A 13,626-nucleotide genomic window follows, 5' to 3' on the forward strand; every position below is an offset into this window, starting at 1 on the left:
GTCATTCCCCTTTATTAAAAACTTGAAATTGATGCTTTACTTTATTCCAATCTTCACGTATATCTTCTTCAGTGGGATGAACATATAAATTAATAGTCGTTTGTATATTACTATGACCAAGTCTTTCTTGAACTTGTTTTATATCCTTAGTTTCATTATAAAAAACAGTTGCATGTGTATGGCGAAATAAATGAGGATGAACATTTATAGATGTTTTATGTTTTAGCCTTTTAAATAATGAATATATATCACTATAATTCATAGCTTCTCCTACATTTCTCCCCTTTATTTTTACAAAAAGATAATCAGAACATATTGAAAGTTCGTCAATTATTTCGTAGACATAATCATCGTATAAATCAATTAACGATTGGGAAATAAATATTTTTCTTTCCCCAGTTTTCAAATAAGTACCATTATCATTAAATCTATTTTTCAAAACTATTTGATGGCCTTTTCTAAAGTCAAATTTAATATCATCAATACGTAATGATAATACCTCACCTATACGTAATCCGGTTTCATATAGTAATTGTATTAAGAATTTATCTCTAATATTATTAGCTTCCTCTAATAATTTCTTAACCTCCGCATTAGTTAACACTTCTATTTTTTTCTTTGGTTCTTTAACTTTCAAAATATTTTTCAACGTTCTATAGTCCTTATTTATGTGATGCATGAAACTTTTATATTTTTTAGAGTATTTACTTTCCATATGCATAAAATCATAGAAATTAACATCTAATTTTTTACTCCTATAGAGATAATCATAAAAATTAGATACTACAGTCATAGTCAGATTAATTGTCTTAGGACTAATGCTTTTTTCTTTTCGGTGATAAGAGAGGACATTCTCATATTCAAAAGGTGTTTTCATCCATCTTATAAAATCAACAAAGTTATCAAAACTAACTTCTTTATAGCATATCTTTTTACTTTCTAAGTAAACAAAAAAATTTTTTAGTGCATAGGCATAGGTTTTCTTGGTATTTAAACTTTTCTTAACACTATCCAGATACTTCAAATATCTTACTGCATCTACTATAGGTTCATTATTACCATCTAAAATCATAAAATTGGTACCATTCTTAGATTTTACTTCTACTATTTTCATAATAATCTCATTTCTAATTTTAATAGTATAAGTATACACTATTCAAATTCTTTTTACATCATACATATTAAACTTATTACACGTAATAAAAAAAGACTATTTAATATTTTTACTTTGTTCATTTTTTCTTAAAATATGATTCATTTTAAACAAAATAGTCTATATTCTTCAACATATATATAACCGTTCGCTACGCTACCCGAACAATTCGAAACTATCCATCAATACATGATTGATCAAAATAAAATAGATAGACCAGTACTTTCAGACGATCAATTAGCTCAATTAAATATCCGCTTGCACGAAGCATTACAAAAATCTCAACCTGTTAATATAAAATATTATGAAGAAGGTTATATTAATTTTGTTAATCTTAATATACATCGCATTGATTCATTAAATCTTGAAATTGAAGGGATAAAGCCAGGTACTACCTATCATCAGAAAGTCCCTATTTTAGATATTGTTGATATTACTTTCTCATAAAAAAAAGTTGGCAATAGCTTATTAAAGCATTGCCAACAATTATCTCAAATTAGTACTAAACTATTAGAACTAATTAATTATTATTTTCAATATCTGAAACAATTTCTTTAGTTTTTCTTTCAATATCTTCGAAATCTTTTTTGAAGATATAAGCAAAGGCAACTACACCTACGCCTACTACAACTGTAGTGATAGCTAATAAGCTAAATACAAATTTAAATAAACCTTTAATAAAGTTCCACATTACTTTTCACCTCTAAAATTAATATGCATATCTACAATTCACTATGATAGCATACTTATCTCTATCAATAAATAAATACCCGTTTCAAAAATTAATCATTCTCAACTAAATATATATTTATGGTAATATGTCAATTAAAGATTAATTTAAATAATCAAACTGAAATTAATAACGAGATTCCAAACCAATTGTTACTCTTATAAATAAATATTAACTTAACCACCATGACTTAACAGAATCAGCAATCGCTCTACAACTATCTGAAATCATAGATATCACTCCCATAGATTAAAAAATTCCCTCACTAAAATACAATTCGATTGTAATATTTCATCCATAGTAATTCAATTAACATTAAGTTAATTTACGATTACATTAAAGTAAATATTTGAAATGAAAGGATGACTAACATGCAAAATGTTCAATCCGATATCATGACTTTTCGTGGTTCTCATTATGACTTAGGAGTCGAAACAGCGAAATGGTTACAAAGAACTCCTTTATTAAAAAATCGTGAAAAAGAATGGAAAAAAAGAAATCCAAGATTTGATATCGATGTCAGAGAAACATATAATATTTTTCAAATTTATGCTCCTAAAATTTGGGACGAGCTAATAGGTATGCAAGACGTTTTGAATCTACCTACTAAACAAATTATATTAAATTTTGGACACTATCGTTTTACTGATTTAAAAGATAGTGGTTGTACAGTTTTTAAAGGGAAAGACTATTTACTACGTAATTATGATTATCATCCCTCTACTTATGATGGTCGATATTTACTATACAAACCAAATGATAGTGGTTTAGCTCAAATAGGACCTACTTCTAGAGTAACTGGCAGGATGGATGGAATGAATGAGTATGGTTTATCAATGGCTTATAATTTTATGCATCGCAAGAAACCAGCAAATGGCTTTGTATGCTACATGATAGGTAGACTTATACTTGAATATTGTAAAAACGTTAATGAAGCTATACAACTTTTAAAAGAATTACCTCATAGAAGCTCTTTTAGTTATATTTTAATGGATAAAGAATCTAATTATGCCATTGTCGAAGTAACACCTCGTTCTATAGATATTAGATATGAACCTATATGTACAAATCACTTTGAATTATTAACACATGAAAATCGTAACTACACTAAAGAATCTAAAGAACGGTTGGAGAGAGTGATTAACACCACAAGAAGTGATTTAAGAAAAGAAAATGCTTTTAAATTATTTAATGACCCTCAATATAATATTTATAGTAAATTATTTAAGAGTTGGTCTGGAACAATTCACACATCGTTATACGAACCTCAAACTTTAACAACGTGGATAGGACTTGGAGAAAATAGTTCTCCGACTAAAATAGCCTTTTATCAATGGCTTAAAAATAATACTCTAACAATAAATCAACTAAACGGAAAAATTGATACCGATTTAACATTTGCCACATATTAAAATAATTTTTCAAAAATAGAATAAAACCCATAAATGAGTGATTGTACAACACTCATTTATGGGTTAATAATCAAATATTTAAATAAAAAATGCGTTACTTAATTGATGACAATATCACCATCAACCGTATAAAATTCCAAAATGTTTTTACTCTTACCTACTTTACCATCTTTAAAATTATTATTATTGACTACTTTTTCACCACGTCCAGGATGTAACTTAAGTAGTGTGTTTTTAGGCTTAGCTTCAAAGTTATAATTTATATCTCCTTTTTTTGTTGAAGCTTTAATATCATTCGAAGATTTCATTTTATTCATATTAATATCTCCCTCATTCAATAGGAAGATTGAATCTTGGAATTCGCTACGGCTAAGAGTCAACTTACCAGTATCGATTTTTAAGTTTCCTTTTTTAACTGATGAATCACAAATATAAGCTAAGCTATTTGAACCATCCACATTTAAATATTTTAAATTTGAATGTTCCATAGAAAAGTGACGACTATTTATAATTGTGGCACTTGATGCATTAAAATTCCTCAAATGTACATCACCTATTACGGATTTAGCGCTAAGATCTTTCAATTGTTTATCTGGTACTGTAATGGTGAGTTTTTTCTTATTATAATGAAAAGGATTAAAGTTTAATCCGTATCCTCTATTAGTAGCACGTTTCTCGGTAACTTTGAGCATTTTACCTTTTTTAGATACATATACATCGTTATCACCTTGATAATCCACTTTGAATTTATTACCTTTAACAATGTTTATTTCAGAACCAATTGTACTTACTGACAACTGACTGAAATGATTATTAAAAGTCTTATTATAGTTTTGCTTTTCATATTTAGCTTTATCAAAAGCAAACCAAGTAACTGTTCCACTGATAAAGAAAATTGCAAATATAATTAAACCGCTAATGAAAAGCTTCCTCATTTCCTAACGCTTCCTTTAACTGTTTTAATGTACCATGATAAATATTTCAATATTAAATTATGTACTAATCCAATAATTTTTAATGTTAAAACAATAAAAATAATTCCTAAACCTGTTAAAGAGATAGAGAATAATATATTACTCAGTGAATTATAAAACCCATTAATTATCGAATAACTAATAAGGATCAATGGGGAGAATAGTAAACAGACTGCTGTAAACACCAAAAGTAAAATCAGAAATGCAATAATCGCTACTGGAACTAATATAATAAATAATGAAAGTATACCTAGACTTAAGGAGGCTATAATAGCTCTAGTTATGTTTTGGATTGTTGGTTTTGATTTAGCATAACTGATAGCACTTTTAGCTTTTATCTCTTTTGCTATATCATACGGATCTTTCAATTTATTCACTATTTGTTCTTCACTTCTACCTTTTAACTCTTCTTCATAGAATAAATTTTCATATTCGTACATTTTATTATCTTTTTCTCGTCTAGGAAGATCATCTAAAGCTAATTCTAATTCATTTAAAAAAGTAATTTTATCCATGTATCGTCACTCTTCCTGAATTTGAATTAAAGAATAGTTATCAAGATTTATCATTTACTGAAAAACTCTATTCTTTTTACGATATCATCTTTATATAATATATTCAGTTTCATTTTATTTTGGCGGTCAGTATATGTAATAGATTTATAATGCTTACCAACCATATGTCTTTTATAACTATCTCCTAACTCGTTAATAACTTCATCAATTGAGTCACCTATTCTAACTCCGAAATTCGTTTTAACACTTTTATCCTTGATTAAAACAATTCCTTTAACAATGTGCTTTTTATTTTTCACTTTAACCGTTAAATCCTTATGCTTTTCGTCATTATAAAATTTAAATCGATCTAATTTAATTTTTTTATTAATGACATACCCTTTCTGATTAAAACGATCATTTAAACCTATATCATTCACAGTATAATTGGATAAATCTACTGTTTTAATACTTCTATAGTACATAATTCCGAAAAGTAGAATAATTGCTCCAATTAAAAAAAGGGTTGAAATCACCCATCTGTTTTGTATACGCACTTGAGTCACCACTTTCACTCTTGTTCTATTAAATATAGCATATGAAATTTGGAGTTTCATCTAACAACTTAGTCACATTCATAATTAAATTATGATTGAGTTAATTTAATATCTTTAAAGTTAAAAAATTGTTATAATATTCTAAATAATTAAGGAGGTTATTTCTATGACTAATTTAGAAACTTATTTTAAAAAAAGTCAGCCACTAGAAGAGTACATTGACCGAATGAAAGATAATAGAAATAATTTATTATCAATATACAAATCCTTTAAATTACCAGAAGAAGATGACCGTATTACAAAGCTTAAAGATGCAAATTACTCAAAGGTATTAGTCATCACTGAAGATTGGTGTGGTGATGCAATGATGAACCTTCCAATACTTAAACGTGTAAGTGAAGAATTAAATTTAGAAGTTAGAGTATTTCATAGAGATGACGACACACGTTTAATTGATCAATATCTTACAAATGGTAAGTCTAGATCGATTCCTATTTTTGTTTTTATGAACAGTGCATATGAACAAATAACCGTATGGGGACCTAGAGCTAAGGAAGTCGAAAAATTTGTTGTTGATTTGAGAAATGATAAATTACCAGATAAAGATCATCCTCAATATGATGATAAAGTTAAAGAAACTCACTTACTTATTTCAAATAGATTTAAAACAGATTCATCATTTTGGAAAAATGTATATAACTCCATAATTAATCAGCTTTTATATAAATAAATACTGAGGCTAAAGCCTCAGTATTTTTGAACTTAAATATCTCGTTTAGCAGCATATAAGATGTTAGCTACAAATAATACTACTATTGAAGCAATTGAAATAAACCATTGCCAATGCGAGAATTTAATCTCCTCAGTCATTTTCTCAGTGAGATAAGTAAATGGAATATATTTAAATGATTTTTGAATATCGTCACCAATATTTGGAATTAAACCTATTAAAGGTTGCACAAATGGAACGATAAGTAATAAGAAAATACCTAAAGTAAAGATTACTGCCGGCTTTTCAATAATTAACGTAAGTAATAATAAGAATAAGCCAAAGAATAAGAAAAATATAAGGTAAAACCATATATTATTTAAGAATTTATCTCCGTCAACATTTGATCCTTTTGTAGATGCTTGAATAACAATAATTACAAGATATTGAAGTAAAGTAAATAAGAACGAAATTAATATCATTGAAATTGTTTTAGCAATAATATAACCAATACGACTACTTACCTTACTCATATATAATTGAATTGTACCTTGAGAATAATCTCTAGTGATAGTTTTAATGATAAATAATAATCCCGCGAATAAGAATAACCAGTTGGCCAGTACGAAGACCATTTCGTTATTTACTTCATGAGACTTGCTATATGCTGCTTGCATACTTGCTTGGAAGACTGTCATTCCTATAACTAGTATTAATGCAAGATATGTTAAAGGACTTTTTAAAATACTAATTAAATCGAACTTGACTAGCTGTAAACTTCTCATTATTTATCACCTCTTTGATTAATATTAAAGTAAGTATCACGTAGAGAACTTTTACGCGTTTCAATATACTTAGGATAAACACCTTGTTCAGACAATGATTTTAATAGTGGTTTATAGTCTCTTTGAGCTTTAATGATAATCTCACCAGCATCTTTTTGTGATTGTTGCACTTTATAATGTTCAGTTAGATATTCTAAAGTTTTATTAAAATCATCATGTTCAATAGTAATGATTGTACTATCTTCTGGTCCCCCATCTTTCATGTTCACATCTTGAACAAAGTTACCATCTCTAAGGAAGACAGCTCTATCACAAATAAGTTCAATATCTTCTAATTTATGACTTGAAATTAATATTTTCATATCTAATTGTTTGACTAATGATTGGATAGTTTTTAAAACATCAATTGATCCATCTGGATCCATACCATTTGTAGGCTCATCTAAAATTAAATATTTTGGTTTATTCATAAGAGAGACCGCAATGGCTAATTTCTGTTTCATACCCATTGAATATTTTTTCACTTTTTTCTTAATATAAGGTCTCATACCAAAAGCATCAATAATGTGATCAGAATACTCTTTATCAAAGCTTTTTCCTAAAACTTGAGCGAACAATTTTAAATTATATAAACCTGACTTGTTGTCATAAAGTTTAGGATGTTCGATTAAGTAACCTACGTTTTCATCTTTCGATAAATCAACTTTCCCTTGGTAATTAATAATATTACCATTCATGACTTTCATTAATGTTGTTTTACCAACACCGTTTTTACCAATAAGACCAACTATTTGGCTATTACCAAAATCAAAGTTTATATCGTCAATAACTGTATTTTGACCATATTTTTTAGTGATTTGTTCTAATTTCATAGTAGACCCCCTTAAGTGGTTAATGTTTTATTTTTCTAATTTGAATTAAATAATTCACTACTAAACATATGATGCTAATAATCAATAGGCCATAATTTAAGAAGTACGAATATACAACTGGAATATGACTATCTTTGTGAACTAAAACGTTTATTAAGATAAATAAAGCAGATAAGACAAATGGTAATACAATGATAACTCCAAATACATATGCTAAATAAGGCACGTCTTTATGTTTCTGTTCTGTACTTTTATTAAAAGCGATAGGGATTGAAAAGAAATTCGCTATTATAAAAGAATAGGTTGTAGAAAAAGTTATCGAATCTGTCTTTATTGAACTTGTTTCATAGCCATATAAACTTATGATTATTGCACCAATAATTGTTAAAACTATGCAACTGATGTAATTTGCATTTAATAAATCTTTCCTTGAAACTGGCAGACTACCAAAAAATAAGTAAGACTGAGATCCACCTAATCTACGATTGATTCTAAATAAATGTCCAGCATCAACTAAGCATATAATAGTTAATATAATACCTATAGGTCCTGAAATAACAAGATACGGTAAATGTTGCCTATCGATTAAGTGATAAAACGGAAAGAATATGAGTAATAAACCATAAATCAAAAGTGTCCATCTTCGAAGTTTAAGATTTCTAATTAATAATTGTTTCATATTAGTTTCTCATTTCGTTGGTGATATTTAAAATCTAGTTGATTTTTATTTTTTTCTAAATATATCATTAGTTCTTCAATTGATGGATTTTTAATTTCTACTCTATTTCCAAATAATTCTTTAAATGTTTGGTAGTGTTCAGTGAGGCCTATGTAGCCAGTTTTTCTAACTTCTTTATAAATTAACAATTCCTCCAACTCCACATCTAAGTCTTCATTGGAACCACTAATTATTTTATATTTTTCAAATAAAGTGTCTCGTGATTCATTAAAAATAATTTGACCATCACGTAAATAAACTATATAGTCCGCAATTTTTTCTAAATCAGATATGATATGTGTCGATATGAAGACTGTTTTATCTTCATCAATTAATTCTTGTTGAATAATCTCTAGTAGTTCATTTCTAACTAAAGGATCTAGTCCAGATGTGGGCTCATCTAAGATGAATAATTCAGCATGGTGACTAAATGCAATAGCTAATGACAATTTCATTTTCATACCTGTTGAAAAAGTTTTGATTTTCTTCTTATAAGGTAATTGAAAAAATTGCAGATAACTCATAAAAATTTTATGATCCCAATTGTTATAAAACGGGGCGACGATATTCTCTAACTTTTTAATGGTCCATTTGTCATTAAAATACGTTTCGGAATAAACGAAGCCTATTTTATTTTTTATTTCTACTGCACTATCCTTCATTTGTTCATTAAATACAGAAATTTGACCATTTTTAGATTGAATTAAATCCATAATTAAACGAATAACTGTAGTTTTACCAGCACCATTCCCACCTATAAAACCAGTAACAAAGCCTTTAGGAACTTCAAAGGAGATATCTTTCAACTGAAAATCTTTTGTTTGATAACTTACATTCTTAAGCTCAATCGCATTCATCAGTCTTCCTCCTCATAAATTAAAGACAATATTTCAGTCAATTCTTCTAAAGGCATCCCAATTGTTTTTGCTTCTTTTGACATTGTTTTAGCCAAATTTTCAATTACAAAGAACTGCTTTTCTTTAAGAATTGAGTTATCTTGTTCCTTCACAAAGGTACCTTTACCTCTTATAGTTGTCACAAATCCATCCTTTTCTAAATCTTCATAAGCTCGTTTTGTAGTAATTAAACTCACTTGTAAATCTTTAGCTAACTCACGCATTGATGGAAGGTGTTCTCCAGGAGCAACATAACCTTTCAAAATATTTTCTTTAATTTGTTGCTTGATTTGTTCATAAATGGGATATTCACTGTTGTTTTTCAAAATTAATTTCATTGATGTCCCCCTTTTCTTCTGTATATACATAATATATACAATATATACAGATTTGTAAAGTGTATATACTAAATTCTGTGAAAAATCCTATATATCAAGAGAATATTGAGTATAAACAATATATACAAAAAGACTTAAGAGAACGATACACTTCCCTTAAGTCTTAAATAATGTACACTATTTTTTTCTCCGTTTATTACTTCTATCGATAAAAGCACAAATCATAAACATAATTGCAGCAAGTAGCAATTTAATTCCTTGCTCTTCATGACCTGTAGCTTGAAGATAATAGCCTACTACAAATAGCACAATTGCTAATCCAACGAATATTTTTGTTAAGTGCTTCATTTTATTCACCTCAACACATAAAAAGTATATCAAATAATACCAGGTATAAAAACGGTATATGAGTTTAACTTTCCCAATAATTTAGAAGACGATATCAAATTTAGGAGTTACCACAATTAAATATTGATTGCGGTCAATTTAGTACAATGTTACAATAAACTTGTATCCACGAATTATACTACACAACCCCAGGTCTGGTACCAGCAGACTTGGGGTTTTTTGTGTTCGGTCATCTACTTGTCTTTCCACTTAATTTCTAACCAAATACGAAAGACGACAAGTACGCCACCTGTAATCAATGTTATTAAACCATCTTGCCACCACGTCATTATACTACACCTCCCAGAATTGATTAGTGTCATATAATTTGATGACCTAAGCATATTCTAACACAAATTATAGAACATATGTTCGCTATTAGTAATAAAATTTATTTTCCTAATTCCCTATCATCAATGCTTTATCTTTATTCAAATTAAAGATAATATATATATAAACACTTTATTAAAGAGAGGTTAGAAAATGACAAGCCCTTTAGCCGAAAATTTAAATAACGAATTACAACAATCCAATCCAGAAGTATATGACATGTTATCTGATTTAGGTAAAGAAATGTTCTATCCTAAAGGTATTCTATCTCAATCTGCTGATGCCAAAAGTACTAAATATAACGCTACGATTGGTATGGCAACAAATGATGAAGGTAAAATGTATGCTGATTCATTGAATAATATATTTAATGAATTAACTCCAGATGAAGTTTTTCCATATGCACCTCCACAAGGTATTGAAGACTTACGTGACTTATGGCAAATTAAAATGCTAAATGAAAATCCTGATTTATCAAAAGAAGCGATAAGTAGACCCATCGTGACTAATGCTTTAACTCATGGATTATCTTTAGTTGCAGACTTATTTGTAGATGAAAATGATACTATTTTATTACCAACGCACAATTGGGGCAACTATAAACTAGTGTTTAACACTCGCCATAAAGCCAATATCGAAACATATCCTATTTTCAATGAAGAAGGACATTATACAACTGATTCACTAGTGGAAACTTTAGAAAACTTTAATAAAGATAAAGTAATCATGATTCTAAATTATCCAAATAACCCAACAGGTTATACGCCAAAAGCTGAAGAAGTTAAAACTATCGTAAATGCTATTGAAACACTTGCTAATAAAGGAACAAAAGTGATTGCAGTAGTTGATGATGCTTACTATGGTTTATTCTATGAAGATGTATACACACAATCTATTTTTACGGCTTTATCACAGTTGAATTCTCATAATATTTTACCTGTACGCTTAGATGGTGCTACTAAAGAATTTTTTGCTTGGGGATTCCGTGTAGGCTTCATGACTTTTGGTACTAAAAATGATATAACTCAAAATGTACTTGAAGCAAAAGTTAAAGGTTTAATTAGAAGTAATATTTCAAGCGGGCCATTACCATCCCAAAGTGCTATCAAGCATGTTCTAAAAAATAATAAACAATTTGATAAAGAAATTGAGGAGAATATTCAAACATTAAAAGATCGATACGAAGTTACTAAGGAAGTTGTTTATGATGAGAAATATGCATACTATTGGAAAGCATATGATTTTAATTCAGGTTACTTCATGGCATTAAAAGTTAAGCATGTTGATCCAGAAATATTACGCAAACATTTAATTGATAAATATTCAATAGGTATTATTGCCTTAAATGATACGGATATACGAATTGCCTTTAGTTGTGTTGAAAAAGACGATATTCCTCACGTGTTTGAGTCTATCGCTAAAGCTATTGATGATCTAAAATAGAAAAAGAAGAGTTGCTCTCTTAAATATTTAGAGCAACTCTTCTTTTTTTAAATCTCTTTTTTACGTGATTTACGTAATAACATTAAACCAAGAATTAGAATACTGGATAGTAATGTATTATTCGCTTTTTCACTTTCACCAGTATGTGGCAATTCTAAGAGTTTATCCTTTTTGGTATACATCATTTCATTACTTCTATCATTCAATTTCACTTTTAAAGATTTAATTTTATAGCTTTCTTTACTTGTAACTTTAGTAGGTGCTTTTATACAAATAGCTATACTTGCGTCACTATTGCCTTTATACTCTCTAGCGATTATTTCACTACCATCTTTAACAGCTAGATGAGTTATTTTTATTTCTCCTGTGTGAGCGTTTAAAATAATACCTTCTATAACTTGGTCTACAGACCACTCTGAACCGTTTTTATAAACATTTATATATGTCGCCTTACCTTTTTTATTTTTAAAAGTAATTTCAACTTTAGTTGCTTCAATTCTAGGCTTTATAATAACTATAGCTTCTTTTTCATTTACAGTCACAATTGGAGGTTCAGGTGCATTTTCTTTACGTGGCATAATCACACTATTTAATTTACTATGGTCGCTATTACCATGTACTTCACTTGCAGTAATTTCACTTTCAGGATAAACAACGTAATAGTCTATAGTTACCTTACCAGTAGCCGGTTCTATATTGATGCCCGTTATTTCTTTACTCAAGCTCCAAGTACCTTCATCTTTACTTGCGATGATTGTATCAGATTGCCCTTCTGGATTTATATATTCGATTTCAATTTTTGTAGATAAACCGCTTGGTATTATACTCACATTTACTTTACTTTCATCTTTCTCAACTATTGGTGCATCTGGTGTTGCTTCTTTTCGTGGCATATTAATTTTACTTTCTGTACTTGTATCACTATTACCTTTTGTTTCGGTTGCTACTATTTCGCTTTCTGTTTGTACATCCTGATAGCCTATAGTGACTTTTCCAGTATGGTCATCGATCTCAATATGTGGTGTTTCTTTGTTGAGTGACCATGTTCCCTCTTTTTTGCTTGCGATGATTGAATCAGGTTGGCCGTCTGAATTTGTATAATTGATCACTAATTTTGTTGATTCACCTTTTGGTGTAACTTCAACATTGACGCGTTCTTCATTCGCTTCAATTGTTGGAGAATCCGGTGTTGACTCTTTTCGTGGCATAGTCACTTTACTTTCTGGACTTGTGTTACTATTACCTTTTGTTTCAGTAGCTACAACTTCGCTTTCTGCTTGTACAGCTGGGTGGCCTAGTGTGACTTTTCCAGTATATTCATCTAATTGAATATGTGGCACTTCTTTATTGAGTGACCATATTTCCTCTTTTTTGATTGCGATAATTGAATCAGGTTGACCTTCTGAATTTGTATAATTGATTACTAATTTTGTTGATTCACCTTTTGGTGTAACTTCAACATTGACGCGTTCTTCATTCGCTTCAATTACTGGAGAATCAGGCGTTACTTCTTTGCGAGGCATATTTATTTTACTTTTTGCACTTTCATCACTGTTACCTTTTGTTTCGGTTGCTACTATTTCACTTTCTGCTAACACCGCTTGGTGCCCTAGTGTGACTTTTCCGGTAGTTTCGTCTAATTCAATATGTGGAACCTCTTTGTTTAGTGACCAAACTCCTCCATTTTTATTTGCAATGAATGAACTTAGTTGGCCATTTGTATCTGTATATTTTACTTCTAATTTTGTTGATTCACCTTTTGGTGTTACTTCGACACTCGCACGCTCTTCACTTGCTTCAATTGTTGGAGAATCCGGTGTTGACTCTT

The 13,626-nt window shown here is 29.0% G+C and carries 16 protein-coding genes and 1 pseudogene; 4 read left to right on the plus strand and 13 right to left on the minus strand.

What is annotated here, in order from left to right; translation table 11 throughout:
* Nucleotide 1: 1 nt before the first annotated feature.
* The gene (locus tag HMPREF3154_RS01750; RefSeq protein WP_000706213.1) at nt 2-1,114 is read right to left on the minus strand and encodes a tyrosine-type recombinase/integrase; all 1,113 of its coding nucleotides are present in this window, start codon (nt 1,112-1,114) and stop codon (nt 2-4) included.
* Nucleotides 1,115-1,297: 183 nt separating this feature from the next.
* Here HMPREF3154_RS01750 and HMPREF3154_RS01755 point away from each other — a divergent pair.
* A pseudogene (locus HMPREF3154_RS01755) lies at nt 1,298-1,600 on the plus strand (YolD-like family protein); the annotation flags it as partial.
* A 73-nt stretch (nt 1,601-1,673) separates the two neighbouring features.
* On the opposite strand, the gene HMPREF3154_RS11320 reads toward HMPREF3154_RS01755, so the two are convergent.
* A complete protein-coding gene (locus HMPREF3154_RS11320; protein ID WP_002435939.1) occupies nt 1,674-1,844 on the minus strand; it encodes a hypothetical protein in 171 nt (56 codons plus the stop codon).
* Between the two features lie 410 nt (nt 1,845-2,254).
* Between HMPREF3154_RS11320 and HMPREF3154_RS01760 the strand changes: the two genes are divergently transcribed.
* The gene (locus HMPREF3154_RS01760; RefSeq protein WP_070474246.1) at nt 2,255-3,295 is read left to right on the plus strand and encodes a C45 family autoproteolytic acyltransferase/hydrolase; all 1,041 of its coding nucleotides are present in this window, start codon (nt 2,255-2,257) and stop codon (nt 3,293-3,295) included.
* Between the two features lie 98 nt (nt 3,296-3,393).
* On the opposite strand, the gene HMPREF3154_RS01765 is transcribed toward HMPREF3154_RS01760, so the two are convergent.
* The 3 genes from HMPREF3154_RS01765 to HMPREF3154_RS01775 are packed head-to-tail and all read right to left on the minus strand — an operon-like array spanning nt 3,394 to nt 5,320.
* A complete protein-coding gene (locus tag HMPREF3154_RS01765) occupies nt 3,394-4,230 on the minus strand; it encodes a DUF4097 family beta strand repeat-containing protein (protein WP_002435918.1) in 837 nt (278 codons plus the stop codon).
* On the minus strand, nt 4,227-4,784 hold the full coding sequence (locus HMPREF3154_RS01770) for an HAAS signaling domain-containing protein (RefSeq protein WP_023350012.1): 558 nt from the start codon (nt 4,782-4,784) through the stop codon (nt 4,227-4,229). The genes HMPREF3154_RS01765 and HMPREF3154_RS01770 overlap by 4 nt, the downstream gene beginning before the upstream one ends.
* A 50-nt stretch (nt 4,785-4,834) precedes the next feature.
* Nucleotides 4,835-5,320, minus strand: coding sequence for a hypothetical protein (locus HMPREF3154_RS01775; RefSeq protein ID WP_030063588.1), 486 nt, complete (start codon nt 5,318-5,320; stop codon nt 4,835-4,837).
* Between the two features lie 166 nt (nt 5,321-5,486).
* Between HMPREF3154_RS01775 and HMPREF3154_RS01780 the strand changes: the two genes are divergently transcribed.
* On the plus strand, nt 5,487-6,050 hold the full coding sequence (locus HMPREF3154_RS01780; RefSeq protein WP_023350010.1) for a thioredoxin family protein: 564 nt from the start codon (nt 5,487-5,489) through the stop codon (nt 6,048-6,050).
* 32 nt (nt 6,051-6,082) lie between these two features.
* Here HMPREF3154_RS01780 and pmtD read toward each other — a convergent pair whose 3' ends face one another.
* The 7 genes from pmtD to HMPREF3154_RS11590 form a co-directional block, all read right to left on the minus strand.
* Nucleotides 6,083-6,814, minus strand: coding sequence for a phenol-soluble modulin export ABC transporter permease subunit PmtD (pmtD, locus tag HMPREF3154_RS01785; RefSeq protein WP_002435946.1), 732 nt, complete (start codon nt 6,812-6,814; stop codon nt 6,083-6,085).
* Nucleotides 6,814-7,686, minus strand: a complete 873-nt coding sequence (gene pmtC, locus HMPREF3154_RS01790) for a phenol-soluble modulin export ABC transporter ATP-binding protein PmtC (protein WP_070474248.1) — start codon at nt 7,684-7,686, stop codon at nt 6,814-6,816. Before pmtC ends, pmtD begins: the two co-directional genes overlap by 1 nt.
* A gap of 19 nt (nt 7,687-7,705) precedes the next feature.
* Complete coding sequence (locus HMPREF3154_RS01795) at nt 7,706-8,365, minus strand: phenol-soluble modulin export ABC transporter permease subunit PmtB (protein ID WP_002435912.1); 660 nt, start codon at nt 8,363-8,365, stop codon at nt 7,706-7,708.
* Nucleotides 8,362-9,261 carry a phenol-soluble modulin export ABC transporter ATP-binding protein PmtA gene (locus HMPREF3154_RS01800; protein ID WP_002435942.1) on the minus strand — a complete coding sequence of 300 codons (900 nt, stop codon included), beginning with the start codon at nt 9,259-9,261 and terminating at the stop codon, nt 8,362-8,364. Before HMPREF3154_RS01800 ends, HMPREF3154_RS01795 begins: the two co-directional genes overlap by 4 nt.
* A complete protein-coding gene (locus tag HMPREF3154_RS01805) occupies nt 9,261-9,638 on the minus strand; it encodes a PSM export ABC transporter transcriptional regulator PmtR (RefSeq protein ID WP_002453644.1) in 378 nt (125 codons plus the stop codon). Before HMPREF3154_RS01805 ends, HMPREF3154_RS01800 begins: the two co-directional genes overlap by 1 nt.
* A gap of 177 nt (nt 9,639-9,815) precedes the next feature.
* Nucleotides 9,816-9,986 (minus strand): SE1626 family protein, encoded by a 171-nt coding sequence (locus tag HMPREF3154_RS11325; RefSeq protein WP_023350009.1) that lies wholly within the window; start codon nt 9,984-9,986, stop codon nt 9,816-9,818.
* Nucleotides 9,987-10,219: 233 nt separating this feature from the next.
* Entirely contained in the window at nt 10,220-10,315 is a 96-nt protein-coding gene (locus HMPREF3154_RS11590; protein WP_016898690.1) for a Trp-rich small protein, read from the minus strand.
* Between the two features lie 193 nt (nt 10,316-10,508).
* Between HMPREF3154_RS11590 and HMPREF3154_RS01810 the strand changes: the two genes are divergently transcribed.
* Complete coding sequence (locus HMPREF3154_RS01810) at nt 10,509-11,798, plus strand: aminotransferase class I/II-fold pyridoxal phosphate-dependent enzyme (protein WP_070474250.1); 1,290 nt, start codon at nt 10,509-10,511, stop codon at nt 11,796-11,798.
* A gap of 47 nt (nt 11,799-11,845) precedes the next feature.
* On the opposite strand, the gene HMPREF3154_RS01815 is transcribed toward HMPREF3154_RS01810, so the two are convergent.
* Nucleotides 11,846-13,626 (minus strand): LPXTG cell wall anchor domain-containing protein (locus HMPREF3154_RS01815; protein WP_141741639.1); only part of this gene is annotated, 1,781 nt, incomplete at its 5' end.

This window comes from Staphylococcus sp. HMSC06C11 (genome assembly GCF_001808345.1).
GTDB classification, from domain to species: Bacteria; Bacillota; Bacilli; order Staphylococcales; family Staphylococcaceae; genus Staphylococcus; species Staphylococcus capitis.

Bases quoted from the DNA above. Each gene is read 5' to 3' on its own strand.
- HMPREF3154_RS11590 (WP_016898690.1), bottom strand. From the start codon at position 10,315: ATGACGTGGTGGCAAGATGGTTTAATAACATTGATTACAGGTGGCGTA.
- HMPREF3154_RS01805 (WP_002453644.1), bottom strand. From the start codon at position 9,638: ATGAAATTAATTTTGAAAAACAACAGTGAATATCCCATTTATGAACAA.
- HMPREF3154_RS01750 (WP_000706213.1), bottom strand. From the start codon at position 1,114: ATGAAAATAGTAGAAGTAAAATCTAAGAATGGTACCAATTTTATGATT.
- HMPREF3154_RS01760 (WP_070474246.1), top strand. From the start codon at position 2,255: ATGCAAAATGTTCAATCCGATATCATGACTTTTCGTGGTTCTCATTAT.
- HMPREF3154_RS01795 (WP_002435912.1), bottom strand. From the start codon at position 8,365: ATGAAACAATTATTAATTAGAAATCTTAAACTTCGAAGATGGACACTT.
- HMPREF3154_RS01770 (WP_023350012.1), bottom strand. From the start codon at position 4,784: ATGGATAAAATTACTTTTTTAAATGAATTAGAATTAGCTTTAGATGAT.
- HMPREF3154_RS01765 (WP_002435918.1), bottom strand. From the start codon at position 4,230: ATGAGGAAGCTTTTCATTAGCGGTTTAATTATATTTGCAATTTTCTTT.
- pmtD (WP_002435946.1), bottom strand. From the start codon at position 6,814: ATGAGAAGTTTACAGCTAGTCAAGTTCGATTTAATTAGTATTTTAAAA.
- HMPREF3154_RS11320 (WP_002435939.1), bottom strand. From the start codon at position 1,844: ATGTGGAACTTTATTAAAGGTTTATTTAAATTTGTATTTAGCTTATTA.
- HMPREF3154_RS01800 (WP_002435942.1), bottom strand. From the start codon at position 9,261: ATGAATGCGATTGAGCTTAAGAATGTAAGTTATCAAACAAAAGATTTT.
- HMPREF3154_RS01780 (WP_023350010.1), top strand. From the start codon at position 5,487: ATGACTAATTTAGAAACTTATTTTAAAAAAAGTCAGCCACTAGAAGAG.
- HMPREF3154_RS01810 (WP_070474250.1), top strand. From the start codon at position 10,509: ATGACAAGCCCTTTAGCCGAAAATTTAAATAACGAATTACAACAATCC.
- pmtC (WP_070474248.1), bottom strand. From the start codon at position 7,686: ATGAAATTAGAACAAATCACTAAAAAATATGGTCAAAATACAGTTATT.
- HMPREF3154_RS11325 (WP_023350009.1), bottom strand. From the start codon at position 9,986: ATGAAGCACTTAACAAAAATATTCGTTGGATTAGCAATTGTGCTATTT.